Below are 26,071 nucleotides of genomic sequence, written 5' to 3'. Positions count from 1 at the left end.
GAGGAACGCTGGTGACGCCGCTGCGCCTCCGCCACTCCACGCCGTTCCACCACTCAGTGGGGTGGTGGGCGCTCGCTGCGGTGCCCCTCGCGTTCCTCGGCCTGTTCTTCCTGTGGCCACTGGTCGCCGTGCTGGGCCGTGGACTGTTCGACGGCGGCTTCGACCTCGGCGGGCTCGCCGAGGTGGTGGCGTCATCGCGGACGGCCGATGCGGTGGGCACCACGCTCGCACTCGCCGCGGCGGGTACGGCGGGATCGCTGGCGCTCGGGCTTCCCGGCGCCTACGCGCTCTATCGCCTGCGGTGGCGCGGCCAGCGCGCGGTGCGGGCGGTCGCCGCCGTGCCGTTCGTGCTCCCCACCGTGGTGGTCGCCGCCGCCTTCACCGCGCTCCTGGGTCGATCCGGGCCGCTCGGGGGGCTGGGTCTCGACCAGTCCCCGATCGCAATCGCCGCGGCCCTGGTGTTCTACAACGTCGCCGTCGTGATTCGCGTGGTGGGAGGCGCGTGGGCGGCCATGGACCCGTCGACGGCGCTGGCTGCCCGCACGCTCGGCGCCGACCGTCGACGTGCCTTCGCGCACGTCACGCTGCCGGCCCTCGCGCCCGCGATCGGCTCGGCCGCGGCCGTCGTCTTCCTGTTCTGCGCGACGTCGTTCGGCGTGGTCCTGGTCCTGGGCGGCACCCGCGTCCGCACCGTCGAGACCGAGATCTACCTGCAGGTCAATCAGTTCCTCGACCTCCGCGCGGCGGCGGTGCTGTCGGTGCTGCAGCTCGCCTTCGTCGCCCTCGCTCTCGGAGGCGCCGAGTGGGCGAGGCGGCGGCGCGAGCGCTCGCTCGGCACGCGCCGGCTCGACGGCACGCGCCCACTCGCCGGCCGCGACCGATGGGGGGTCGCAGGAATCCTCGCCGTTCTCGCAGCAGTGCTCGCGACGCCGATGTGGGCGCTGGTCGAGAGGTCGCTGCGCACCCGCGACGGCTATGGCCTGGACCACTACGCCGCGCTGCTGACCGAGTCCGGGCTGGGCGGGCTGCCCGTGCCGATGTGGCAGGCCGCCGTCAACTCCATGGCGGCAGCGTCGGTCGCGACTGCGATCGCGACGGGGCTGGGCCTCATCGTCGCAGCGCTGCTGACGCGACGCACCGGACGGTCGACGCTGCTCGATTCGGTGGTGATGCTCCCGCTGGGGGTGAGCGCGGTGGTCGTGGGCCTCGGGATGCTGCTCACCCTCAACCGCTCCGTGCTGGGGGTCGACCTGCGCGGCTCGTGGTGGCTGGTGCCGATCGCCCAGGCAGTCGTCGCCCTGCCGCTCGTGGCGCGCACCCTCGTCCCGGCCTCTCGCGGCATCTCCCCGCAGATGCGCGCAGCCGCGGCAACCCTCGGCGCCTCGCCGTGGCGGGTGTGGCGCACCGTGGACTGGCCGCTGCTCAAGAAGCCGTTCGGTCTCGCCGCCGGATTCGGCTTCGCGATCGCCCTCGGCGAGTTCGGGGCCACCACCTTCGTGGCCCGCCCGGAGAGCCCCACGCTCACCACGGCGATCTACCGCCTCCTGGGTCGCCCCGGGATCGAGAGCATCGGCATGGCGTTCGCGACCGCCGTCGTGCTCGCCGCGATGACAGGAGCGGTCATGATGGCATCGGAGGGTCTGCGGACCCAGGTGGGAGCGGACCTGTGACGGGACTCGACGTGAGGGACCTGACGGTGACGTACCCGGGCCGACCGCCTGTGGTGGCGGTGGACTCGGTGTCACTGCGCGTCGAGCGGGGCGAGATCGTCGCGCTCCTGGGCCCGTCCGGGTGCGGCAAGTCGTCGCTGCTGGGCGCCGTGGTCGGGACGGTGCCCCCCGCATCGGGCGTGGTGCAGTGGGACGGCGAGGACCTCACCCACGTGCCGGTGCACCGCCGCCAGTTCGGGATGGTGTTCCAGGACGGCCAGCTGTTCCCCCACCGCACCGTCGCCGGCAACGTCGCGTTCGGGCTCGAGATGCAGCGCACGCCCGACGCGGAGCGGGGACGGCGGGTCGCCGCACTGCTCGCGATGGTCGGTCTCACCGGGTACGAGGAGCGCCCCGTCACCGACCTCTCGGGAGGCCAGCGCCAGCGTGTGGCGCTGGCGCGATCCCTCGCCCCGCGGCCGCGCCTGCTCGCGCTGGACGAGCCCCTGTCCTCGCTCGACGCGAGTCTCCGCGCGCGCCTCGCGGGCGAGGTCAAGCGCATCCTGCTCGCGGCCGGCACCACGGCGATCATCGTCACCCACGACCCGGACGAAGCCGTGTCCATGGCGCACCGCGTGGTGCGGATGGAGGACGGGCGGCTGCTGTAGGCCCCTCGGCCCACCCGGTCCCAAAGCCGGCACCCCACCCGAGCGAACACCGCACTCGGATCATCTGAGACCCGAGCGGTCCGCGGGTGCTCAGCGCCGGCGAGCGCGCTCAGTCGATCCGAGTCCCTTGCACGCCCCTCAGCAGTCGCAGGCGATGCGCTCGCCCGCCGGGCCAGCCGGCGCCGTGAGCGGGTCGGGCGCACGAGTCGCGTCCACGTCCACGCGCCGACCCTCGACCTCGATGACCTGGTCGACTGGCATGCCCTCGCGAGCCCAGTACTCGAACCCGCCGATCATCTCTTTCACGGAGTAGCCGAGACCGGCGACGATCAGCCCGGCACGGGTCGCCCCGTTGCACCCCGGCCCCCAGCAGTACACGACGATCTCGCTGCCGGCCTCGGCAACCTCGGGAATGCGCGCCGGGAGCTGCGCCTTGGGAATGTGGAGGGCACCGCGAGCGTGCCCCTGGTCCCAGGCCGCTTGGTCTCGCGTGTCCACCAGCACGAGCCGCGCATCGGCCGCCTCGAGGGCTGCGTGGACGTCGGACGGATCGGTCTCGAAGGCGAGCTTGGCCGCGAAGTGGGCGGCAGCATCGGCGGGTGTCGTCATGCTCCGGAGGCTACTCGGGGCCACACATGCCAGTCGAGGCCCGCCTGGCACCTCGGCGGCGGGGGCGCCTGAGTACCAATGTTGAGCGTGAAGGGCTCAACTCTTGGCCTTCCGGCTTGACAGGCCCGGCGCGACGTGGATACTTGAGCGTAGGCGGCTCAAGTTACGAGCCGGCAGACGTCGCGGTCGGAACGACCGCACAAGAAGGAGGACACCAATGTCACGAGCAGTAGGCATCGACCTGGGCACCACGAACTCCGTGGTGACCGTGCTGGAGGGCGGCGAGCCCACCGTCATCGCCAACGCCGAGGGCGCCCGCACCACCCCGTCGGTGGTCGCGTTCTCGAAGACGGGCGAGGTGCTGGTCGGCGAGATCGCCAAGCGCCAGGCCGTCACCAACGTGGACCGCACCATCGCGTCCGTGAAGCGCCACATGGGCACCGACTGGTCGCACGAGATCGACGGCAAGAAGTACAACGCACAGGAGATCTCCGCGCGCATCCTCGGCAAGCTCAAGCGCGACGCCGAGGAGTACCTGGGCGAGAAGGTCACCGAGGCCGTCATCACCGTCCCCGCGTACTTCAACGACGCCGAGCGCCAGGCCACCAAGGACGCCGGCGAGATCGCGGGCCTCAAGGTCCAGCGCATCGTCAACGAGCCCACCGCCGCCGCGCTCGCCTACGGGCTCGACCGCGGCAAGGAGGACGAGCTCATCCTGGTCTTCGACCTGGGTGGCGGCACGTTCGACGTGTCCCTCCTCGAGGTCGGCAAGGACGAGGACGACTTCTCCACCATCCAGGTGCGCTCCACCGCCGGTGACAACCGCCTGGGCGGTGACGACTGGGACCAGCGCATCGTCGACTTCCTCATCAAGGAGGTCAAGAACTCCGAGGGCATCGACCTGGCCAAGGACAAGTCCGCGGTGCAGCGCCTGCGCGAGGCGGCCGAGCAGGCCAAGAAGGAGCTGTCGAGCGCGACCAGCACCAACATCTCGTTGCAGTACCTGTCGATCGGAGAGAACGGGCCCGTCCACCTGGACACCCGCCTCACCCGCGCGCAGTTCCAGGAGATGACCAAGGACCTCCTCGAGCGGACCAAGGCGCCCTTCAACCAGGTCATCAAGGACGCCGGCATCAAGCTGTCCGAGATCGACCACGTGGTGCTCGTGGGCGGCTCGACCCGCATGCCCGCGGTGACCGAGGTCGTCAAGGAGCTCACCGGAGGCCAGGAGCCCAACAAGGGCGTCAACCCCGATGAGGTCGTCGCCGTGGGAGCCGCGCTGCAGGCCGGCGTCATCTCCGGTGAGCGCAAGGACGTGCTGCTCATCGACGTCACCCCGCTGAGCCTCGGCATCGAGACCAAGGGCGGCGTGATGACCACGCTCATCGAGCGCAACACGGCGATCCCCACCAAGTCGTCGGAGGTCTTCTCGACCGCGGAGGACAACCAGCCATCCGTGCTCGTGCAGGTCTACCAGGGCGAGCGTCAGTTCGCCCGTGACAACAAGATGCTCGGCACCTTCGAGCTGGGCGGCATCGCGCCGGCCCCGCGCGGCGTGCCGCAGATCGAGGTCACGTTCGACATCGACGCCAACGGCATCGTGCACGTGGGCGCCAAGGACCGCGGCACCGGCAAGGAGCAGTCCATCACGGTGACCGGCGGCTCGGCGCTGTCCAAGGAAGACATCGAGAAGATGGTCAAGGACGCCGAGGAGCACGCGGAAGAAGACAAGAAGCGCCGCGAGGACGCAGAGACCCGCAACAACGCCGAGACGTTCGCGTACTCCACGGAGAAGATCCTGTCCGAGAACGAGGACAAGGTTCCTGCGGAGACGGCCGACGAGGTCAAGTCCGCGATCGCCGACGTCAAGACGGCGCTCGAGGGCGACGACGTGGCCGACATCAAGGCCAAGCACGACACGCTCGTCGAGAAGGCGCAGAAGATCGGCGAGGCGGTCTACGCCGCTCAGCAGTCTGAAGACGCCGAGGGCGCCGAGGGTGCACCGGCCGGCGAGGGCCAGGAGCCCACGCCCGACGCCGACGACGATGTCGTCGACGCCGAGATCGTCGACGACGAAGACGACAAGAAGTAGCACCGCTACCCGGCGGGCGTGGGGCTGCACGCCCCACGTCCGCCGCCGCGGCCGCTCACGGAGGCTCACATGACTGACAACAACCAGACGCCCGACGAGAACCCCCAGCCCGATCAGGGGGGCGACAACGACCCGCTGGCCGACGCGGAGGCGATCGTCAACGAGGCCGCCGCCAGCATGGACGACGGCGAGTACGGAGACGCCGACGCGGACGAGCAGGGAGCGGCCGATGCGATCGACCGCGCCCAGCAGATGGCCGCGGAGCACCTTGCGGACCTGCAGCGACTCCAGGCGGAGTACGTGAACTATCGCAAGCGCGTGGACCGCGATCGTGAGGCCGCCGGCGACGTCGCCACCGCGAAGGTGGTCGAGGCGCTCATCCCCGCGCTCGACGACATCGTGGCCGCGCGCGAGCATGGCGACCTCGAGGACGGGCCGTTCAAGGCCATCGCCACCAAGGTGGAAGAGGCACTCGGCCGCTTCGGCTGGTCGACGTATGGGGCGGCGGGCGAGGAGTTCAGCCCGCAGCTCCACGAGGCGCTCATGTCACAGCCCTCCCCTGACGTCGAGGTTCCGACGGTCCAGCATGTGGCCCAGCCGGGCCACCGCATCGGCGACCGGGTGGTGCGCCCCGCGCGCGTCATCGTGTCGCAGCCCGAGTAAGTTCCCACAAGCGAGCCGAGAGGAGGCGTGCAGTGACGAGTCAGGACTGGTTCAGCAAGGACTTCTACGCGGCGCTGGGCGTCTCCAAGGACGCGAGCGCGGACGAGATCAAGAAGGCGTACCGCAAGCTCGCACGTGACCTCCACCCGGACCGCCACCTCGGCGATACGACGTCAGAGGAGCGCTTCAAGGAGGTCGGCGAGGCCTACGGCGTGCTGTCCGACCCCAAGCAGCGCCAGCAGTATGACGCCGTGCGGGCGATGGGCGGCGGGGGGCCCAGGTTCCAGGCTGGAGGCCCGGGCGGCGCCGGCTTCGAGGACGTCTTCTCTGGCATGTTCGGCGGCGGCGCCGGTGGGCCGGGGGCACCTGGCGCCGGTGGCCCGCAGTACCGCGCGCAGGGCTTCGAGGACATGCTGGGCAACCTGTTCGGCGGGGGCTTCCAGCGCGGTCCGGTCAAGGGCACGGACATCGCGGCCGCGACCGAGGTCTCGTTCCGCCAGGCGACCGAAGGCGCGACCATCACGCTGCGCACCGCAACCGGCGACATCACGACCCGACTCCCCGTGGGCGTGCGCGACGGCCAGAAGATCCGGCTGCGAGGCAAGGGCAGGCCCAGCGCGAACGGCGGACCGGCGGGCGATCTGCTGCTCACGGTGCGCGTCGCCAAGCACCCCGTGTTCTCCGCCGACGGACGCAATCTGCACATCACCGTGCCCGTCACCTATGACGAGGCCGTGCTCGGCGCGACGGTCGAGGTGCCGACGCTCGACGGCGGCCGGGTCAAGGTCAAGATTCCCGCGGGCACGCCCAGCGGCAAGACGCTGCGCATCAAGGGACGCGGGCTCCAGGCGAAGGACGGCGCGGGCGACCTGCTCGTGACGGTCGAGGTCGCGGTGCCCAGCCGTCTCTCCCGCAAGGCCAAGGAGGTGCTGCAGGCGTTCGCCCTGGAGACCGCCAAGGATGAACCGCGCAAGGACCTGTACCGCGACGCGGCGAAGTAGACCGGCCGATGCGCGCATCGGCGATAGATTGAGCGCACCGCAGGTGCGGCCAAGGAAGGAGGCGCCGTGGACACTCCCGATGTCGACGAGCCCGTCTTCCTGATCTCAGCCGCCGCTGAGCTCGCGGGCATGCACGCGCAGACGCTCCGGCAGTACGACCGACTGGGGCTGGTGATCCCTCGGCGACGCCCCGGCGGCGGCAGGCGATACTCGCTCCGCGACGTGGCCACGCTCCGTCAGATCCAGCGCATGAGCCAGGACGAGGGCATCAACCTCGAGGGCATCAAGCGCATCCTGGCGCTGCAGAAGCGCGTGGATCGGCTCGAGACCGAGGTCGAGAAGCTGCGCCCACGAGCCGACACCGGATCGCGAATCTTCGCGTCGGGCCCCACCGGGTCCGTGGTGATCGTCGAGCGCGGCAGGCGCGCACGCAAGGACGAGGGCCGCTCGCTCGTGCTGTGGCGCTCTGCGTCTCGCAACGCGCAGGACTGAGCCGCTCGCGCGCGAGACGGCTTTCTGCCGGACCTCTTGACGACGCTGCGCGTCAGGTCGACCATGAGCCCATGGCCGATTCCGAGTCGCCCCACACTCATCATGCGCCGGACTACGTCGAGATCCCTGCGACCGACCTCGACGCCTCCGAGCGCTTCTACGAGGCGGCATTCGGGTGGAGGATGGTGCCGTACGGCCCCGGCTATCGCGGCATCGTCGCCGCAGACGGCCGCGAGTGCGGCGGGCTGTCGGAGGTCGGAGTGGTCCAGCCGGGCGGAGTGCTCGTCGTGCTGTTCTCCCGCGACCTCGAGGCCTCGCTCGGCTCGGTGCGTGCCGCCGGCGGCTCCATCACGCGCGAGCCGTTCGACTTCCCCGGCGGGCGCAGGTTCCACTTCACGGACCCGAGCGGTCTCGAGCTCGCGGTGTGGGCCCTTCCCTGACCCGCGCATCGGCCCTCACGCCCCTGGCGAACAGCCGCGCGGATGTCACAGGGCGGACCTAGTCTGGCGCCATGGCGAATGACAACGCAGTAGAGGCAGAAGGCCTCGTCAAGAACTTCAAGGACACGAAGGCGCTGAGAGGCGTCGACCTCACCGTGCCTCGTGGCACCGTGCTGGGGGTGCTCGGCCCCAACGGCGCCGGCAAGACCACCGCGGTACGCATTCTTGCGACCCTCCTGCGTGCCGACGGCGGCAGCGCGCGAGTGGCGGGCTTCGACGCCGAGCGCCAGCCGGCGGAGGTCCGCAAGCGCATCGGACTCACCGGGCAGTACGCCTCGGTGGACGAGGAGCTCACGGGTCGCGAGAACCTGCTGATGATCGCGGCGCTGCTGAACATGCGGAGCGCCGATGCGAAGGCGCGTGCCAAGGACCTGCTGTCCTGGTTCGACCTCACCGACGCTGCGGACCGCACCCTCAAGACCTACTCGGGCGGAATGCGGCGGCGCCTGGACCTGGCGGCATCGCTGACCGGGCATCCGGAGGTGGTGTTCCTCGACGAGCCCACCACTGGCCTCGACCCCGCCAAGCGCGAGGACATGTGGGACGTGGTGCGGGACATCGTGTCCCAAGGCACGTCGGTGCTGCTCACCACGCAGTACTTGGAAGAGGCCGATGCCCTGGCAGACGACATCGTGGTGATCAACCACGGTCAGGTGATCGCGCATGACACGGCGCACAACCTCAAGCGCGTGGTCGGCTCGCAGACTCTCCGCGTGAGGCCCGCGGACGCCGCCGACGCCCAGGCGGTGCGGGACCTCCTCGCCGGGGTCGCCGCAGACGGCGCACCGATCGATGAGCATCGGCCCGGCGAGTACTCCGTGCCGGTCGTCGACGACGGCGCGCTCGCTGACGTGGTCGCACGCCTCCGCGGCGACGGGATTCCCGTGACGGAGCTGTCGCTGCAGCTGCCGAGCCTCGACGAGGTGTTCTTCACGCTCACGGGAGAACGACAGCGGGTGCCGAGCGAGGCGCGCGATGGCGAGGAGGCGGCATGACCACCGAGAGCGTGACCCGGGCGATCGACATCATCCCCCGCGGCCCGGTCGATGTGTTCCGGCATTCGTGGGTGCTCGCCAAGCGGTCGCTCGTCAAGACGTGGCGCACTCCTGAAGGCCTCATCGACGTCACGCTGTCGCCGATCATGTTCACGCTGCTGTTCACGTACATCTTCGGCGGAGCGATCGCCGGCTCAGCGAGCGACTATCTGGTCTTCCTGATCCCCGGCATCATCGGGCAGAACATCGCCTTCGCGTCCGTGGGAATCGGCATCCAGCTGAACTCGGATATGGCGAAGGGCATCTTCGACAGGTTCCGCGCTCTGCCGATCTCGCGGATCGCTCCGCTGCTGGGCGCAGCGCTCGGGGACGTGGTGCGGTACGTGCTGCTCATCACGATCATGGTCGGCACGGGCTACGTGCTGGGCTACCGCATCGCCACCGACGTGGTGAGCTTCCTTGCCGGCTGCCTGCTCGCGATCCTGTTCGCGCTGTGCCTCGCGTGGGCGCCCATGCTGGTCGGGCTCATCGCGAGGTCGGAGCGGTCGGTCCAGGGCATCGTGTTCATGACGCTGTTCCCGCTCACCTTCGCGTCCAGTGCATTCGTCGACCCGTCGACCATGCCGGGGTGGCTCGAGGCGTTCTCCAACGCCAACCCGCTCACGCACTTGATCGAGTCCCTGCGTGCGCTCTGGGGCGGCATGGGCGAGTGGCAGACCCACGTCGCCTGGACACTCGCCTGGTGCGTCGGTCTGGTGGTGGTGTTCGCGCCGCTCGCGATCCGCGCCTACAACAGGCGGGCGTGACCCCCCCCTGAAACGGGGAGAGGGTCTGGCACCGCCCTCAGCGCGGTGCCAGACCCTCGTCCGGGGTGACGTCTCCTACCGCTGCAGCGACTCCACGAGCTCGCAGGCGTACGCGTGGGTACCGGGGAGAGACTCGATCCACACGCGCGGAGGCTGACGCATCAGACTGTCGACCTTCATGGCCGCAGCCCGGTCAGACAGGTGGTCCCGCAAGGACGCGAGGCCCGCACCGAGCGTCTCGCCGCGCTCAACGAGCACCGCGTAGAGTCCGTCGCCCAGGCGCGCCATCGGGTGGCCCTCGCCATAGGTGCCGCGAAGTGCGGCACCCGTCGCAGCATTGCGCGCCATGCGCTGCCACGGATCTGTGCTCTCGACAGACACGTCGACCATCACGAGAGCATAGGTTTCGCCCACCACCTGCGCGAGACGCGCTGCGGCGCCGTACACCTCAGCGAGGCGCTGAGAGAGGTACTCGGCGGTGCCGAGCCCGGACTCCGCATCGGTCATCGCCGGGGCATCCATCGTGGGAATGGTGCCAGCAGTCCAGCCCTCGCACAGGGCGCGGATCGAGCGAATCGGCGCGGACTCGAAGCCAGCGGCACGGAACAGCACCGCCATGTCGTCGATCGCCTCGGTGATGCCCACACCCGCGGCGGAGCGCGCCTGGCCGAGTCGGTAGGCGGCGGGAGCCGTGTCGAGTCGTGCCTCGAGGGCCTCGACGAGCGCCTCGGTCGCCGGGGTGTACCAGTCACCCGGGCGCAACCACACCGAATCGATGCTCGCGCTCTCCCACCGCTGCAGAAGCGCTGGCGCTCCTGGCACGGGAATGTGGGTCTCACTGCTCATGCCGGATGAGACGCCCGTGACGCCGCACTATGACGGCAGATTTCGAAGAATCTTCGTTCCGCTTGGGGACGAATGTGATCTATTGCCCTCCTGGCCTCTTGCTTTGCATACGCACTTACAGGGAACATGTATCCACAATCCTCGGACTTGCCGTGGAGGGGGCCCCAGTAGATGACATCTGAGGCGATCGCACTGTGGACGGAAACGTCCAGCGATCCCGAGCTGATCGCCGGCGTGCGTGCCGGCGACTCGGCGGCCTTTGGTGTGCTCTACGAGAGGCACGCGGACGCGGCACGGAAGGTCGCGTACCAATATACGAACTCCCCGAGCGATGTCGACGACGTGGTGTCAGAGGCGTTCTCCCGTGTCCTGCGCGCGCTCCAGCGAGGCGATGGCCCGGACCTCGCCTTCCGTGCCTATCTCTTCACCATCGTGCGGCGCACCGGTATGGACATCATCGACAAGGGCATTCGCACCAAGCCCCGTGACGACATGTCGCCGTATGAGTCCGCCATCGGGTACGGACCGTCGTCCGACGAGCCCGCGCTTGACGGGTTCGAGCACGGCATGGTGGCGGACGCGTTCAAGTCGCTCCCCGAGCGTTGGCAGGCGGTGCTCTGGTACACCGAGGTCGAGAAGAAGAACCCCAAGGAGATCGCCCCGCTGCTCGGGCTGAGTGCGAACGGCGTCGCGGCCCTCGCCTACCGGGCTCGAGAGGCTCTGCGGCAGGCCTACCTCCAGCAGCACCTGAACACCTCAGAGTCCGCGGACTGCCTCGAGGCGAACGCTCAGCTGGGCGCGTACGTCCGCGGCGGCCTGTCCAAGCGCGAGCACTCCCGAGTCGATGTGCATGTGCGCAGCTGTGAGCGCTGCGCGGCACTGGTCGCGGAACTTGAAGACGTCAACCGCGGCATGCGCGGCATCATCGCACCGCTGTTCATGGGCGTGCTCGGTGCCGGTGCGCTCGAGGGCGGCATGCCGATCGGCGGCGCGCTGGGACCGCAGGGAGCCGCGACACTCGGCGCGTCCGGTGCGAGTGGCGCTGGGGCCGCGGGTGCGGGTGCCGCCGGCGCCGGCGGTGCGGCCGCTGGCGCGGGAGGAATCGCCGGGCTCATCGGTGTGGTCTCGCACCTCGCCCTGCCCGCTGCGGCGGTCGTCGCGGCCACGGCGCTCGCCATCAGTGGCGCCAGCATCCTGGGATGGCTGACACCAGGAGACGGGCTCGACCGCGCGGAAGGCCCCGTCGTCCCCGAGGTCTCGCCATCGACGTCACCGTCGCCAGAGACCGAGCCGACGACGGCACCCTCCCCCGTGCCCGAGGCCAGCGCTGTGCCGTCTCCCGCGCCATCCGCGGAGGCTCCTCCCCTCGTGGTCGACGGCATCACCGGGTCTGGTGTCGGCGCAGGCGGGAGCGTCACCGGCTCTGATGCCTCCGGCGGCTCGGAATCGCCGGGATCCGACACCGGCTCGGGTGGCACGACCGATGGAAACACAGGCGGCACGGGTGGCACGGGCGGCGGCAGCAGTGGTCCCACCGATCCGACCGACCCGACCGATCCGACGGACCCCACGGACCCGACCGACCCGACCGACCCCACCGACCCCACCGACCCGACGGACCCCACCGACCCGACGGACCCCACGGACCCGACCGACCCGACCGATCCCACCGATCCGACGGACCCGACCGACCCGACTGTCGTGCCAGCAAACCTGAGGCTCTCGGCGGGAGCACTCGATTACCTCGAGATCACGCGCTCGTCGCCTCAGCTGTCCATGACGGTGTCCAACACAGGCGCAGGATCCGCGACCGATCTCGAGGCGACCATTCAGCTCCCCGATGGCCTGGCATTTGCCCCGCCTTCGGGTGGTGACAGCGGCATGGCGCTCAACAGCGCTCAGCGGATCGACGCGCGGCTCGCCTTCGCCGAAGGCTCGGTGTTCGTGGCCACGGGCTGGGAGTGCGAAGTCGACAGCGACCGCGCCACCGCGACCTGCACGCACGATGACCTCGGGCCGAACGAGGATGCCTCACTGACGCTGCCCCTCGCGCTTCCGGAGGGACCACTGGCTGCGGGTTCCAAGACCCGCTTCCACGTGTCCGGAGGCGCCCACGAGTACTCGTATGAGGTCGACACGGCGATCGCGGAGTCCGACGAGGACCTCGACCCGATCTTCACGGGCGACGGAGGCCTCGCGGTCGCGACGGTGGGATCCCCGCTCCTCGGCTGCAACCTCGACGAGACCTCCTGCCGCCAGGCGATGTTCGCAGGCCCGAACACTCCCACGGGCGGCGACGTCAACAACAACTCCTTCATGATGGCCAATCTCAACCGCGCCGACGGCGAGACCGTCTCCGCGACGACGCTTCTCGACATCCCCGCCGACGCCGAGGTGGTGTACGCGAGCCTGGAGTGGTCAGCGAACCGCGTGGGCCGCGACTCCTGGACTGAAGACCTCGCGCAGGCTCGCCTGCGTGCGCCTGACAGCGATGACTACATCTCGATCACCGCGGACGAAGTCCTGGACGGGTCATCCGCGCTTCCGGATGGTCGCCACTACTACCAGTCTCGCGCCGACGTCACCGACCTGGTCGCCGAGCACGGCGCCGGTGCCTGGTCGGTCGCGGACATCGCCACTGCGGCCACCCGGTACGACAACGACCGCACCTATTACGCCGGCTTCGCGCTCTCGGTGGTCTACCGACAGGCTGACCTCCCCGACTCCCGCATTGCGCTGTTCGCGGGGCGCGAGTGGGTCTCGCCCAGCTCCTCCCCGGAGTTCGTGTTCTCGACCAATGTGGATGCGGACGTGGAGGTCGACTGGGTCACGTGGGAAGCAGATCGCAATCTCGGCGGCGACACTCTCGAACTCGACGGTGAGCGGCTCGTGCCGGTGCGCTGGAACGGCACCCAGCGAGTATTCGCCAGCGCCTCCGAGCGCGCGCTCTGGGCCTCGAACGGCGCGGACTCCACCGCACACGGCTCCGATTTCGCCAACTCGCTTGGCGTCGATGCCAAGGAGTTCGAGGAAGTGGGCGACCTGACACCGGGCCTCCACACGCTCACCGCGCGGTCGAATGGCGACCAGTACCTGGTCGGCTCGATCGCGGTCACGATCTCGTACGAGGGCGCTGACTCTGACGACGACCTCGGCGAGATCATCGTCGACGACTAGCGTGCCGGGTCGGCGCTCCAGTCCATGTCGAGCTGGCGTGCGGTCCGGTGCGCCATCGGTTCGCCGAGGAGCCGCGCCACGATGTGCAGCGCCATGTGCATGCCGGACGTGAGCCCGCCGCTCGTCACGACGCCGCCCTCGTCGACCCAGCGCACGCCCTCGCGCGCGTCGGCCACGCCGGCGGCACGCAGCGCGTCGACGTCCTCCCAATGCGTGGTCGCCGGAGCCCCGTCGAGGAGGCCGTGGTGTGCCAGCAGGAAGGAACCGGTGCAGACCGACGTGGTGACCGACGCCTGGTCGGCAAGAGTCCGTAGCGAGGATCCGATGCGGGTCTCGCCGAGTGCCGAGTCGATGTCGATCGTGCCGGGGACCACCAGGACGTCATAGTCGCGCGACTCATCAGCATCGCTCAGCGCCGTCAGCGTCATCCCGCCGTACGCGACCACGTCGCGTCCACCGGGGCTCACTAACTCGACCGTGAAGGCCGGCTCCAGTCCATCCCGCTCAGCGAGACGGGAGGCGGTGAGGAAGACCTCGTACGGGCCGCCCGCATCGATGATGTCGAAGCCGTCGTACACGAGGATGCCGATGCGCGCGGTCATGGGCACTACCGTAGCGGGCTCGCGGACCTCATCGAAACGCTACGAGCCCGACCGAGCCCGACCGAGCGCGACCGCGAGTTCAGGTGTGCATCACCTGACGACGTCGCCGGAGGTACGCGGGCGCACCACCAGCCACAGGCTCGCGTGCGCGACCGAGAGCGCGCCGATCATCACGATCGCCATGGACGTCGCGGACGCTCCCATGAGACCGACGACCGGAGAGATGAGCCCGGCGACGCCGAAGTTCATCGCGCCGATCAGGGATGCGGCGGTGCCTGCCTCGGACCCGTGGTTCTCCAACGCCATGACCTGGACCGACGGCATGATGAAGCCGAGCGGCGACACGACGAAGAACAGCGGGATGACCACGCCGAGCAGCCCCGACTCGAGCTGAGCGAACAGCAGCAGGGACACTGCGCCGGTGCTCATCACGATGATTCCTGCCGTGGCCACGGCCCGGGGGGCGACCACTCTCATCAGCCGCGCTGCGAACTGGGTGCCCGCCACTACTCCGATGGAGTTGAGACCGAACACCACGCCGTACTGCTGTGCAGTGAGGCCGAACTGGTCCTGCAGCACGAACGACGAGGCCGAGAGGTAAGCGAAGAGCGTGGTGAACGTCATCGCACCCACGACTGCGACGCCAACGAACGAGCCGTCGCTCAGTAGGCGGCGATACCGTGCACGCATGGCGGGGAGCCCCGCGCCTCCTCGCTGGCCAGCGGGGCGCGTCTCGCGCAGCTTCAGACCGGCGATCGTCGCGATCAGCACGCCATAGAGCGCGAGCACGACGAAGATCTCGCGCCAATCGACCACCCGCAGCAGTTGAGAACCGATCACTGGCGCAAGCACCGGTGCGAGCCCCGTGACGAGCGCCATACGCGACAGCATCCTGATGAGCCGCTGGCCATTGAACAGGTCTCGCACGATCGCCATCGCGACCACAGCGCCACCGGCAGCGCCGATGCCCTGGAGCGTGCGCCCCACGAGCACCCACTCGACAGTGGGCGCGAACACCACGAAGATGCTGGCGAGGATGTGGACCACCGTGGCGATCATGAGCGGCACCTTGCGCCCGAACGCATCGCTCAGCGGTCCGACGACCAGCTGGCCCACGCCGAATCCGATGGTGGTCGCGGTCAGGGTCAGCTGAATCGCCGCGTCGCTGGCCGCGAGGTCGCGTGCGACCTCTGGGAACGCGGGCAGGTAGAGGTCGATCGTGAACGGGCCGAGGGCTACGAGAGCGCCGAGGATCAAGATGTACGCGATGCGCTCGCGGCGCGTCAGGGTGTCGCCGAAGGAGGGTACGACCGCCCGGGGCGGAGCGGTGTCAATGCGCGAGGTCACAGCAGAGTTCTTTTCTTGAGTGGGGCGGCAATGCCGAGTTCATCGAACGGATCGCGATCAGAGCACGAGCTCGATCAGCGGGACACGTGGGTCAACACCGTCCACGCCAGTGTATTCCCTACCGCCTGGTAAGTCGAGCCCCCTGGCATATGACAACGGCCCCGTGGTGCGACGAGGGCGATCCGAGCGAATCGCCGTTCCGACGTACCACGGGGCCGTTGCCCCGAACGATGGGTCCTACTTCTTGGTCGCCTGCGCGTTGACCTCGTAGGACGTGTTGGTCGCCTCGAAGAAGTTCACCAACTGAAGGGTGTCGTTCGCGGTGGCCATCCACTTGGCCGGGTTCGACACGTTGTAGTACGGCTCGAACCCGAGCTCCTCGAGACGGCGGTCGGCGAGGTAGCGGACGTACTGGTTCACGTAGTCCGAGTTGAGGCCGAGGATGCCCTTGGGAAGCAGGTCGCGGTTGTACGCCTCCTCCATCTGGACGGCGTCGATGATCATCTGGCGAATCTCGTCGGCGAAGTCCGGGTCCTGAAGGTCCTCGTTCTCCTCGAGCACCGTGAGGATGAGGTTGATGCCGAACTGGAGGTGGAGCGACTCGTCGCGGATCACCCAGTCCATGAGCGAGCCGAAGTTGCGCAGCAGGTTCCGCTGGCGGAACGACAGCGCGACCATGAAGCCGGAATAGAACCAGATGCCCTCGAGGATGATGTTGTACGCCACGAGGTTGCGGACGAAGTCCTTCTTGCCCTCGGTGGTGGAGATGTCGAGAGTCTCCTCCGTCATGCGACGGATGAAGTTGACCTCGAACTCCTCCTTGGCGGCCATCGACGGCACGTCCACGTGGGAGTTGTACGCCTCATCCCGGTCCAGCGGGAACGTCTCGAGGACGTACTCGAAGGACATGCAGTGGTTGGCCTCTTCCCACATCTGCTTCGCGAGGTACAGGTGGCACTCGGGAGCGTTGATGTACGGGTAGACGCCGAACGCGAGCGCCTTGTTCACCAGCAGCTCGTTCGGGTTGAAGTACGACATCAGGAAGGTGACGGCGTGCTTCTCCTCCTCCGTCATCTTCTTGAAGTCGGCGAGGTCCTCACCGAGCTGGATCTCGTTGGGGAACCACGTGTTCGCGACGGCCTGGTTGTACAGGTCCATCGCCCACGGGTACGTGATGGGCTTGAGCAGCAATCCGTCTTGGATGCCGGTGCCGAGAATGGCCATGATTCAGTTCCTCTCTGCCAGCGCTACTGGCAGGACTCGCACTGGAGCGCTTCCATCGGGTCGACGGGGCAGGCGACTCCGCCCACCACCTCCGCATCCCCGATCGACGTCGCCACGGTGCTTTCAGTGACATGCAGGCTTTCGGTGACGTCTAGCACCGTCGAGCCCTCGGGCGCACGTGCAGCACCCGTCTCGACGGCACCGGTGGCAGCCGGCGACTCGGCCGGCTCTGGCAGGGACGTGGGCGGGACCTCAGGCTGCTCCACCGGTGCGGGGGAGAACGCCTGCGATGCCACCGCCGACAGTACGGACGCGGGTGCCGTGGCGATGGACGCCGTGGACGTGCGCGGTTCGGCGGGCGCCGCCACGGGCGTGGCCTTTGCTGCTGCGGCTCCGAAGCCCTTCTTGGCCGGTGCAGCGGCCGGAGCCGCCGCCTCGACCGGAGCGTCGGTCACTGCGACAGCGGACGCGGCCTCGGCGGCCGCCACGCTCGCCTCAGTCGCCTTGGATGCCCCGCCAAAGCCCTTGCGCGCTCCGAAGCCGCGACGCGAGGGGCCGCCAGCGGCGCCGCCGGTCCCGCTCGAGCTGGCCTTGTTCATCTTCTCGGTCTTGTTCACGCGCACCGTCGACTGCTCGGCCGTGTGGCGCGGCTTCATGTGCAGGTAGTACGTGGTCTTGACGCCACGCTTCCACGCCGCCGAGTACAGGTCCATCATGTTCTCGACGTCGCGGTCGGCGAGGTAGATGTTGCGGCTGATGGCCTGGTCGATCCACTTCTGCGCACGGGCCGCCACCTCGATGAAGGCGTAGGGCGAGAGCTGGAACGACGTCTTGTAGACGTCCTTCAGGTGGTCGGGGGCATCCTCGAGCTGCGACAGGTCGCCCTGCACCTCGAGCAGCTGGTCGCGCAGCTGCTCCCACAGGCCGAGCTCCTGCAGGTCCCGCACAAGGTTGCGGTTGACCTCGAGGAACTTGCCCGACGACGTGGCGCGGGAGAAGATCTGCGAGAACTGCGGGTCGAAGCCGGGGGTGGTGCCGGCGACGAGACCGATCGACGCGGTGGGCGCGACGGCCATCAGGGTGGCGTTGCGGATGCCGCCCTTGACCTTCTCGCGGAGAGTGTCCCAGTCCTGACGCGTGGTGCGGTTGACTTCGATCGCGACGCCGCGGTCTGCCTCGGCCTCGGCGATGGTGTCGAACGGCACCTTGCCCTGCGACCAGCCGGAGCCCTCGAAGTTCGAGTAGGAGCCGCGCTCCCGGGCGAGATCGGCGGAGGCGTCGATCGCGTGGAACGACACGAACTCCATGATCTCGTCGATGAGGTCGTACGCCTCCTCGGACTCGTACGCGAGTCCCAGGCGCTCGGTCAGGTCAGTGAAGCCCATGACGCCCAGGCCCACGGCACGGTTCTCGCGGTTCGCGAACTCCGACTCGGGCACTGAGGACAGCGTGATGTCGACGAGGTTGTCGAGCTGACGCACGGCCAGGCGAGTCGACTGCTCCATGCGATCCCAGTCGATCGCACCGTTGACCAGGTGCTCCGACAGGTTGACCGATGCGAGGTTGCAGACGGCAATGTTCTCGCGGTCCTGCGGCAGGCAGATCTCGGTGCACAGGTTCGAGAGGTGGATGGTGCCCGTGTTGGTGTTGAGGGCACGGTTGTTGATCGTGTCCTTCCACGTCAGCCACGGGTGCGAGGTGGTCTGCAGCATGATGAGGATCGACTTGTACTGCTCGCGCGCCTTCATCTTCTTGAAGCTGCGGATCTTGCCGGCCTCGGCGAGTGCCACCAGCTCTGCATAGCGTGCGGAGAAGGCCGAGCCCGTGAGCTCCACCAGGTCAGGCGCCTCGGCGGGGTCGAACAGGTACCAGTCATCGTTCGCCTCGACGCGCTTCATGAACTCATCCGAGATCCACACGGCGGTGTTCGCGGTGCGGGTGCGGCGGTAGGGGTCTCCCGAGTTCTGGCGCAGGTCCAGGAACTGCGCGAAGTCCATGTGCCAGTTCTCCATGTAGAAGCACAGCGCACCGAACTTCTTGCCTCCACGCGACACGGCCCGGAGGGTCGAGTCGATGGTGTGCATGAACGGGATGGGGCCCGTGGACGTGGTGTTGTTCGACCGGATCGGCGAGCCCTCGGAACGCAGCTTGGTGACCGACAGGCCGATGCCGCCCGTGCCCTTGGTGAGCCACATGACGTCGCGCACGCTCTTGGCGATGTGCTCGATGTCGTCCTCCATCTGCATGACGAAGCAGTTGGACAGCTGGGGGTACGAGGTGCCGGCGTTCACCAGGGTCGACCCGGCGGGCAGGTAGTCCAGGCGCGAGATCTTCTCGTAGAACTTGATGGCCATCTCGGTGGGGTTCGCCTCGTTGAGCGAGAGGCCCATCGACACGCGCATCCAGAAGTACTGAGGGACCTCGAGCGCCTTGCCGTGGCGATCCGTGATCATGTAGCGGTTGCGCATGGTCACGGTGCCGATGTACTTCAGGAGGTCGTCACGCTCGTGGTCGAGCGCGGCGGCGAGCGCGTCAAGGTCGAAGTGCGACTCGAGGCGGGTGTCCAGCAGTCCCTCCTCCACGGCGTCGCGCACGTATCCGGGGAACCGGGCCTGGTGCAGCAGCGCGAGCTCGAGGTTGGACTCGTAGCCGCCGAGCACGCGCTTGTAGATGACCTTGCGCAGCAGGCGTGCCGCGACGGTGTCGAAGTACGGGTCATCCTTGACGTTCTGGACGGCGACGCCGATCGCGGCCTCGTCGAGCTGCTCGGTGGTGATGCCGTCGAACAGCGTGATCGCGAGCTCGCTGGCGATCTGCGTGGTGATCGAGATCTGGTCCGGCAGGCCCTCGGCTGCGCGCTCGATGGCCTTGTTGATGCGGTCGGCGTTGTACGGCTCGCGCGTGCCGTCTCGCTTGGTGACGTGGATGCCGTTGCGGGCCGGGTTGGCCTCTGCCACCGCCTCTGCCACTGCGTCGCCGTTGACGCCGGACTGGGCGGTGTTCTCCGTGATGGTCACGATTCTCCCCTTGCGTTCGAGCTTCTCAAGTTCGAGCTGTAGTGCGGCCTGCGGCCTCGGTGATTGGTGCTGACGTTGGAGTGCTGGGGCCGGGGCGGGATCCCCTCGCGAGGGACCCCGTCAAGAGCGCGAAGCGTGTGACGACAGTAACCCGAATTACACCCGTGTGCAACAAGATATGGGGGTGAGTCGGGGTGATTGACACCACATCTTGTGGTCGTGTGGATAACCCTGTGCAAAGCCTGTGGACAGCGCGGCGTGTCGTCCACAGGGACCCGAAGTCCCTGGGGACGGCGTCTCATCTGCGTGTCCTGAGTCACCCTCACAGCGTCTCACCGGGGTCTGACATCGCCCCAGCGGCGCGGGTGCGGACGCGAAGCGTCTCCGCGAGGTCACCGGCCGCGACGAGACGCGGCGGAGCCCGCGCGTCTAGAGGTCGACGATGCCGTACAGGCGGTCGCCCGCGTCGCCGAGCCCGGGCACGATGTAGCCCATCTCGTTCAGACGCTCGTCGACCTGCGCCACGACGACCTTGACGTCGGCGCGATCGCCCAGGGACACCCGCACATGCTCGATCCCCTCGGGCGCGGCCAGCAGGCACACGCACGTCACGTCCGTCGCGCCGCGCTCGAGCGCGTACTCGATGGCCGCGACCAGCGAGCCGCCGGTCGCGAGCATCGGGTCGATGAGGAACACCTGACGGCCCGTGAGGTCGTCCGGCAGCCGGTTCGCGTACGTGATGGCCTCGAGGGTCTCCTCGTCGCGCTTGAGGCCCAGGAAGCCCACCTCCGCACTCGGGATCAGTCGGGTCATGCCGTCGAGCATCCCCAGGCCGGCGCGCAGGATCGGCACGATCAGCGGCGCGGGGTCCGCGATCTTGGTGCCGGTGGTCGAGGTGAGCGGCGTCTCCACCTCGCACTCCGTCACGCGCACATGCCGCGTGGCCTCGTACGCGAGCAGGGTCACCAGTTCGTCGACCAGCAGCCGGAACGTGGGCGACGGAGTCTGCTTGTCCCGGAGGACCGTGACCTTGTGGCGAATGAGCGGGTGGTCCGCGACGTGGAGCTGCATGGCTCGACTTTACCGGGCCGCGCGGCCCTTCCCCCAGCGGACGGCGACCGATGCGCGGGTAGCCTGGCACGGTGAGCGACAGGGACCGTGCCGGCTGGGACCGCACCGACTGGAGTGGCGCGATGGGCGAGGCGCTCGCGCTCGCCGAGCGCGCATCGGCCGCCGGAGATGTTCCCGTGGGTGCGGTGGTGCTCGACGCGACCGGCGCCGTCATCGGCCGCGGCTTCAATCACCGCGAGGTGGCTCACGACCCGACCGCTCACGCTGAGGTCCTCGCGCTGCGGGAGGCGGCGGCCGCGCGCGGGACGTGGCGCCTCGACGACTGCACCCTCGTCGTCACCCTGGAGCCGTGCGTGATGTGCGCGGGCGCTCTGCTCGCCGCGCGCATCCCGCGCCTGGTCATCGGCGCCTGGGATGCCAAGGCGGGCGCGACCGGCTCCCAATGGGACCTGGTGCGCGATGCCCGCATCGGCGCCAAGGTCGAGGTGGTCTCCGGCGTGCGGGCCGCGGAGAGCTCGTCCTTGCTCTCCGCCTTCTTCGAAGCCAGACGCTGACACCGCACCCGGCCGATGCGCGATTTGGGTTCGAAGGCTTCCGACGGGTATCCTCGGCGGCGGTGACGTGTCCGAGCGGCCGAAGGTGCAGCACTCGAAATGCTGTGTACGGTAACCCCGTACCGTGGGTTCAAATCCCACCGTCACCGCCACGAACAAGAGCCCGGCTCCCTCTCAGGGAGCCGGGCTCTTCGCGTCGGTGCGTGTCAGTCCTCGCCCGACCTACTCCTCGACCGTGATCTCCGGCTCGGGCGACGGTGAGGGGCTCGCCTCGGCGAGCGGGTTCTCGGGAAGGGTGCGGGGCGCGGGTCGCGCAGTCAGCACATTCACGGGCAGGCACTCCCCGCGAGAGGACAGCGCCAGGGTCGGGTCGAGCTCCGGAGCGTCCAGCTCGCGCACCTGCGGCTGCTCGCCGAACTGCTCGCCGAGCACGATGTCGACGGTGATGCCGGGGCGGTTGTCGAGCACCAGCTCGACATCGTCGAAGTGCAGCGCGACCGTGTACGCGTGCTGCAGCCCCTCGGCGCCGTACAGGATGCGGATCGTGCCGGCGAAGTCCTGCGTCCAGTTGGTCGCATCGACCACCACGAACCCGCGGCCCTCGAGGGTGTCGCCCGTCGACCCTGCCAGCCCCGAGATACCGGCGGCATTGTTCACCCGCACCACCACCTCTTCGGGCGGCAGCGGCATCGCGCCGGACGGGGCGCACGCCAGCGTGACGTCGGACTGGAACTCGCCGGCGGGGGTGTGGAAGGCCCGGTCGAACGGCCCCTCGACATCTCCCCGATAGATCGCGAACGACGCGAAGGCGAGGGTGACCAGGGCGATCATCGCGATGCCGAACACCACGAACTGGCGCTCGCGCCGGTGCCGACGCACGGCCTTGCGGCGAGCGGCGTCGCCGCCGGTCTGCGCAGGGTTCACGGGCATCCACCTCGACATGGGCACGGACTCTTGGCGGAGGATAGGGGATTCGAACCCCTGAGGGCTTGCACCCAACACGCTTTCCAAGCGTGCGCCATAGGCCACTAGGCGAATCCTCCAAGCCCGACGATGGTACCCGAGCATCGGCGGTCCGCCTAAACAACGTCTGCGGCTAGACTATTCGCGACCCCTCACGTGGCGTCATCTCGCTGAACTCCCCCAGGGCAGGAATGCAGCAAGGGCAGGCGGGCTCTGTCGGGTGCGTGGGGGGTCCTTTCATGCCCGGGGCCGCCCAGCGGTCCTGACGGTGGAGGGCCGATGCGCGTGTCACCGCGCGCCACTAGAGTGCGTGGAGTGAGCACCGCCCTGTATCGCCGCTACCGCCCCGACTCCTTCGCCGACGTCGTGGGGCAGGAGCACGTCACCACGCCGCTCATGCAGGCCCTCCGTTCGGACAAGGTCAATCACGCCTACCTGTTCTCAGGCCCGCGCGGGTGCGGAAAGACCACCTCGGCCCGCATCCTCGCCCGGTGCCTCAACTGCGAGCAGGGCCCCACGGACACCCCATGCGGCACGTGTGACTCGTGCGTGGGCCTGGCCCGCGGCGGCGCCGGCTCGGTCGACGTGGTCGAGATCGACGCCGCGTCCCACAACGGCGTCGACGATGCGCGGGAGCTGCGCGAGCGCGCCGCGTTCGCGCCTGCCCGCGACCGCTACAAGATCTTCATCCTGGACGAGGCCCACATGGTCACCACGCAGGGCTTCAACGCCCTGCTCAAGCTGGTCGAGGAGCCGCCGCCTCACGTCCGCTTCGTGTTCGCGACGACGGAGCCCGACAAGGTGATCGGCACCATCCGCTCACGGACCCACCACTACCCCTTCCGGCTCGTGCCCCCGTCGGTGCTCACCGGCTACCTGGGCGAGCTGTGCGAGGCGGAGGCGGTGGAGGTCGAGTCGGGAGTGCTTCCGCTCGTCGTGCGCGCCGGCGGCGGCTCGGTCCGCGACTCGCTGTCCGTGCTCGACCAGCTGATGGCGGGCTCGGGCGAGGGCGGCGTCACGTACGAGCGAGCCATCGCCCTGCTCGGCTTCACCGACGCCACGCTGCTGGACGACGCGGTGGACGCCATCGCCGCTGGCGACGGCGCCTCGCTGTTCGACGTCGTCGACCGCGTGATCGGAACCGGTCACGAGCCGCGCCGGTTCGTCGAGGACCTGCTCGAGCGGCTGCGCGACCTCATCCTCCTGTGCGCCGCCGGTTCTGACGGCGTCAAGTCACTCGGAGAGGTGCCGACGGACCAGCTCGAGCGCATGAAGGATCAGGCCCGTCGCCTGGGCCTCGGACGCGGCTCGCTCGCCGGCGACCTCGTCAACGACGCCCTCACGCACATGATCGGCGCCACCTCGCCGCGACTGCACCTCGAGCTGCTGTGCGCCCGCCTGATCGCGGCTCACGGCGCCAACGGTGCGCCCGTGGCCGCCGCCGAACCCTCCGGCGCCGCAGCGTCGTCTCAGGGAGGCCGCGAGCAGCCCTCCTCGGGCGCCCCACCGGCCATCGAAAGACCGGCCACCGCCGGCGATGGATCCGCGGGCAGCGCCGCCAAGGCGCGCGCGGCTGTCGCGGCTGCGCGCGAACAGTCGAGCGCATCTCCCTCTGCCCCAGCGCCCTCATCAGCGTCGGCACCCGCAGCGGCGCCAGCACCCACAACCGCGCCGGCGCCGGATGAGGCGCATGGGTCGTCCCCGTCCGTGGCCGACAACGCGCCCGAGCCCGAGCCCGTCGACTCATCCACGCCGCAGGTCGACGCCGCGCCCCTCGACAGCACCTCACCAACGGACCACGGGGACACCGAATCGGAGCACCCGACGCCCAGCCAGGACACGGCGGCTCGCGCGCCTGAGCCCACTGCGCCGGCCACCGCGACTGCCGCTCCCGAGCCGGTGCGTGCCTCCACCGGCGATGTGGTCGGCGGCGCCGAGGACACCGAGCTGGTGCGCCGGCGCTGGGCGGAGGTGCTGGGGACTCTCGAGCGCCGCAGAGTGACCTGGTCGATGGTCAGCCAGAGCGCCCAGGTGGCCTCCGTCGAGGGCGGCGTGCTGACGCTCGCGTTCGACAACCCCGCCCTGGCGGGCCGCTTCGCAGGCAGCACGCACGCCGAGAACGTCGCCTTGGCAGTGCGCGAGACGCTCGGCCTCCACGTGCGCATCGAGTCCGTCACCGACACGACCGCGCGTCCCGCACCGGTCACGCCTGCCAGCGCGTCACCGACGTCCGCTCGCGCCGCCTCGCCCGTCGCGGTGGCGTCGGCACCCGCGGCGGCGGATCCGACTCCCGCATCCGCGAGCAGCGGCGCTCGAGCAGACCAGGTGCCGACGGCCCACACCCCTCCCGCCGACGACGTCCCCCCACCGTGGGATGAGGACGACGAGCAGGTCTCCCCGGATGACGAGGCCGCCCCCGACTCCCAGCTCACGGGCGCCGATGTCGTCAAGCAGATGCTCGGCGGCACCATCATCAAGGAGTAGGCGCACCCGTCACGCCCCTCGTCCATGCTGAGATCCGATCTGGCCCGCCCCGCGCACGAGGTCGCCCCGACCCTGCTGGGCGCGCGACTGACCCACGCCTCTGCCGACGGAGCCGTGACCGTCGAGATCACCGAGGTCGAGGCGTATTCGGGCGAGACTGACCCGGCGTCGCACGCCCACCGGGGGCAGACCGCTCGCAACCAGGTGATGTTCGGCGAGGCCGGACACCTGTACGTGTACCTCTCTTATGGCATGCACTGGTGTGCCAACATCGTCACGGGTGCCGCCGGTCAGGCCAGCGGGGTGCTGCTGCGCGCCGGACGAGTGGTGGACGGCCTCGAACTGGCCCGCCAGCGCCGTGGAACCACGGTCCCCGACCGGAGCCTGGCGCGCGGCCCCGCCTGCATGACGCAAGCACTCGGCATCGACACCGGTCTCAGCGCCGCCGACGTCCTCGCCGGCCCACCGCTCTCGCTCGACTCCGGGCGGACCATCGAGCCTTCCGTGGTCGCCGCCGGTCCGCGCGTGGGCGTCCGACTGGCAGCAGACGTGCCATGGCGGTTCTGGATCGCGAACGACCCCACAGTGTCGGCCTACAAGCGCAACCCCAGAGCCGAGCCTCCCGCACCCCTCCTGTGAGACAAGGCACCCCGGGGACGCGCGCGCCCCCGCATCCCCGGCCCGGGCATCGGCCGTACTCTTGACCGCATGTATGACGGCGCAGTTCAGGACCTGATCGACGAGCTCGGGCACCTCCCCGGGATCGGACCCAAGAGCGCCCAGCGCATCGCGTTCCACATCCTCGCGACGGACGCCACCGACGTGCAGCGTCTCGCAGAGGCGATCACCACGGTGAAGGAGCGCGTGCGATTCTGCGACACGTGCGGCAACGTGGCCGAGTCCGAGCAGTGCCGGATCTGCGCCGACACTCGCCGCCTCACCGACGTGCTGTGCGTGGTCGAAGAGCCCAAGGACGTCGTCGCGATCGAGCGCACGCGCGAGTACCGGGGGCGCTATCACGTGCTCGGCGGCGCAATCGACCCGATGAACGGCGTCGGCCCCGACGACCTGCGCATCCGGCAGCTGCTGACGCGGTTGGGGGATGGCGCGATCGAAGAGGTCATCATCGCGACCGACCCCAACATCGAGGGCGAGGCGACCGCGACCTACCTCACTCGCATGCTCGTCCCCATGGGCGTGGGGGTGTCGCGTCTCGCTTCCGGGCTGCCGGTGGGCGGCGACCTCGAGTACGCGGACGAGGTCACGCTCGGGCGTGCCTTCGAGGGGCGCCGTCGCGTCACCTGACCCGCG

The 26,071-nt window shown here is 69.3% G+C and carries 22 protein-coding genes, 2 tRNA genes and 1 other RNA gene; 16 read left to right on the top strand and 9 right to left on the bottom strand.

Annotation, left to right across the window (positions count from 1 at the left end):
- Positions 1–11 precede the first annotated feature (11 nt).
- Together QQX02_RS07305 and QQX02_RS07300 are read left to right on the top strand one after the other, a co-directional pair.
- Positions 12–1,670, top strand: coding sequence for an ABC transporter permease (locus QQX02_RS07305; protein ID WP_301142180.1), 1,659 nt, complete (start codon positions 12–14; stop codon positions 1,668–1,670).
- Positions 1,667–2,317 carry an ABC transporter ATP-binding protein gene (locus QQX02_RS07300; RefSeq protein WP_367304231.1) on the top strand — a complete coding sequence of 217 codons (651 nt, stop codon included), beginning with the start codon at positions 1,667–1,669 and terminating at the stop codon, positions 2,315–2,317. Before QQX02_RS07305 ends, QQX02_RS07300 begins: the two co-directional genes overlap by 4 nt.
- A 138-nt stretch (positions 2,318–2,455) precedes the next feature.
- Here the strand turns inward: QQX02_RS07300 and QQX02_RS07295 are convergent, their stop codons facing one another.
- Complete coding sequence (locus QQX02_RS07295; RefSeq protein WP_301142178.1) at positions 2,456–2,926, bottom strand: rhodanese-like domain-containing protein; 471 nt, start codon at positions 2,924–2,926, stop codon at positions 2,456–2,458.
- A 217-nt stretch (positions 2,927–3,143) separates the two neighbouring features.
- Here QQX02_RS07295 and dnaK point away from each other — a divergent pair, with 217 nt between their 5' ends.
- From dnaK to QQX02_RS07260, 7 genes are all read left to right on the top strand, one after another.
- Complete coding sequence (dnaK, locus tag QQX02_RS07290; RefSeq protein WP_301142177.1) at positions 3,144–5,018, top strand: molecular chaperone DnaK; 1,875 nt, start codon at positions 3,144–3,146, stop codon at positions 5,016–5,018.
- A 69-nt stretch (positions 5,019–5,087) separates the two neighbouring features.
- On the top strand, positions 5,088–5,681 hold the full coding sequence (locus QQX02_RS07285; protein ID WP_301142176.1) for a nucleotide exchange factor GrpE: 594 nt from the start codon (positions 5,088–5,090) through the stop codon (positions 5,679–5,681).
- 32 nt (positions 5,682–5,713) lie between these two features.
- A complete protein-coding gene (locus QQX02_RS07280; RefSeq protein ID WP_301142175.1) occupies positions 5,714–6,682 on the top strand; it encodes a DnaJ C-terminal domain-containing protein in 969 nt (322 codons plus the stop codon).
- 66 nt (positions 6,683–6,748) lie between these two features.
- Complete coding sequence (locus QQX02_RS07275) at positions 6,749–7,174, top strand: heat shock protein transcriptional repressor HspR (protein WP_301142174.1); 426 nt, start codon at positions 6,749–6,751, stop codon at positions 7,172–7,174.
- Positions 7,175–7,245: 71 nt separating this feature from the next.
- Entirely contained in the window at positions 7,246–7,614 is a 369-nt protein-coding gene (locus tag QQX02_RS07270; RefSeq protein WP_301142173.1) for a VOC family protein, read from the top strand.
- Positions 7,615–7,685: 71 nt separating this feature from the next.
- A complete protein-coding gene (locus QQX02_RS07265; protein ID WP_301142172.1) occupies positions 7,686–8,669 on the top strand; it encodes an ATP-binding cassette domain-containing protein in 984 nt (327 codons plus the stop codon).
- On the top strand, positions 8,666–9,475 hold the full coding sequence (locus tag QQX02_RS07260; RefSeq protein WP_301142171.1) for an ABC transporter permease: 810 nt from the start codon (positions 8,666–8,668) through the stop codon (positions 9,473–9,475). Before QQX02_RS07265 ends, QQX02_RS07260 begins: the two co-directional genes overlap by 4 nt.
- A 75-nt stretch (positions 9,476–9,550) precedes the next feature.
- Here QQX02_RS07260 and QQX02_RS07255 read toward each other — a convergent pair whose 3' ends face one another.
- Positions 9,551–10,321, bottom strand: coding sequence for a hypothetical protein (locus QQX02_RS07255; protein WP_301142170.1), 771 nt, complete (start codon positions 10,319–10,321; stop codon positions 9,551–9,553).
- A gap of 171 nt (positions 10,322–10,492) precedes the next feature.
- Here QQX02_RS07255 and QQX02_RS07250 point away from each other — a divergent pair, with 171 nt between their 5' ends.
- The gene (locus QQX02_RS07250) at positions 10,493–13,498 is read left to right on the top strand and encodes a sigma-70 family RNA polymerase sigma factor (protein WP_301142169.1); all 3,006 of its coding nucleotides are present in this window, start codon (positions 10,493–10,495) and stop codon (positions 13,496–13,498) included.
- Here the strand turns inward: QQX02_RS07250 and QQX02_RS07245 are convergent.
- From QQX02_RS07245 to upp, 5 genes are all read right to left on the bottom strand, one after another.
- Positions 13,495–14,100, bottom strand: coding sequence for a DJ-1/PfpI family protein (locus QQX02_RS07245; RefSeq protein WP_301142168.1), 606 nt, complete (start codon positions 14,098–14,100; stop codon positions 13,495–13,497). The two genes, QQX02_RS07250 and QQX02_RS07245, sit on opposite strands and share 4 nt — an antisense overlap.
- Before the next feature lie 90 nt (positions 14,101–14,190).
- Complete coding sequence (locus tag QQX02_RS07240; RefSeq protein ID WP_301142167.1) at positions 14,191–15,447, bottom strand: multidrug effflux MFS transporter; 1,257 nt, start codon at positions 15,445–15,447, stop codon at positions 14,191–14,193.
- 237 nt (positions 15,448–15,684) lie between these two features.
- Positions 15,685–16,671 carry a ribonucleotide-diphosphate reductase subunit beta gene (locus QQX02_RS07235; protein ID WP_301142166.1) on the bottom strand — a complete coding sequence of 329 codons (987 nt, stop codon included), beginning with the start codon at positions 16,669–16,671 and terminating at the stop codon, positions 15,685–15,687.
- 23 nt (positions 16,672–16,694) lie between these two features.
- On the bottom strand, positions 16,695–19,640 hold the full coding sequence (locus QQX02_RS07230) for a ribonucleoside-diphosphate reductase subunit alpha (protein ID WP_436968524.1): 2,946 nt from the start codon (positions 19,638–19,640) through the stop codon (positions 16,695–16,697).
- Positions 19,641–20,117: 477 nt separating this feature from the next.
- Positions 20,118–20,759: a uracil phosphoribosyltransferase gene (gene upp, locus QQX02_RS07225; RefSeq protein WP_301142164.1), complete on the bottom strand. Its 642-nt coding sequence runs from the start codon at positions 20,757–20,759 to the stop codon at positions 20,118–20,120.
- A gap of 71 nt (positions 20,760–20,830) precedes the next feature.
- Here upp and tadA point away from each other — a divergent pair, with 71 nt between their 5' ends.
- Complete coding sequence (tadA, locus tag QQX02_RS07220) at positions 20,831–21,313, top strand: tRNA adenosine(34) deaminase TadA (RefSeq protein WP_301142163.1); 483 nt, start codon at positions 20,831–20,833, stop codon at positions 21,311–21,313.
- Between the two features lie 61 nt (positions 21,314–21,374).
- Positions 21,375–21,465, top strand: a tRNA-Ser gene (locus QQX02_RS07215).
- A gap of 70 nt (positions 21,466–21,535) precedes the next feature.
- Here QQX02_RS07215 and QQX02_RS07210 read toward each other — a convergent pair.
- Positions 21,536–22,237, bottom strand: a complete 702-nt coding sequence (locus QQX02_RS07210; RefSeq protein WP_301142162.1) for a LytR C-terminal domain-containing protein — start codon at positions 22,235–22,237, stop codon at positions 21,536–21,538.
- A gap of 31 nt (positions 22,238–22,268) precedes the next feature.
- A tRNA-Ser gene (locus tag QQX02_RS07205) sits at positions 22,269–22,356 on the bottom strand.
- A gap of 63 nt (positions 22,357–22,419) precedes the next feature.
- Here QQX02_RS07205 and ffs point away from each other — a divergent pair.
- From ffs to recR, 4 genes are all read left to right on the top strand, one after another.
- An RNA gene (gene ffs / locus QQX02_RS07200) (signal recognition particle sRNA small type) lies at positions 22,420–22,516 on the top strand.
- A gap of 75 nt (positions 22,517–22,591) precedes the next feature.
- Positions 22,592–24,760 carry a DNA polymerase III subunit gamma and tau gene (locus QQX02_RS07195; RefSeq protein WP_436968504.1) on the top strand — a complete coding sequence of 723 codons (2,169 nt, stop codon included), beginning with the start codon at positions 22,592–22,594 and terminating at the stop codon, positions 24,758–24,760.
- Positions 24,761–24,784: 24 nt separating this feature from the next.
- On the top strand, positions 24,785–25,399 hold the full coding sequence (locus QQX02_RS07190; protein ID WP_301142160.1) for a DNA-3-methyladenine glycosylase: 615 nt from the start codon (positions 24,785–24,787) through the stop codon (positions 25,397–25,399).
- A 69-nt stretch (positions 25,400–25,468) separates the two neighbouring features.
- Positions 25,469–26,065 (top strand): recombination mediator RecR, encoded by a 597-nt coding sequence (gene recR / locus QQX02_RS07185; protein WP_301142159.1) that lies wholly within the window; start codon positions 25,469–25,471, stop codon positions 26,063–26,065.
- Positions 26,066–26,071 lie beyond the last annotated feature (6 nt).

It is taken from the genome of Demequina muriae (genome assembly GCF_030418295.1).
Lineage (GTDB): Bacteria > Actinomycetota > Actinomycetes > Actinomycetales > Demequinaceae > Demequina > Demequina muriae.
The sequence above is the reverse complement of the archived record's forward strand: the minus strand, read 5'-3'. Positions and strand labels throughout refer to the sequence as shown.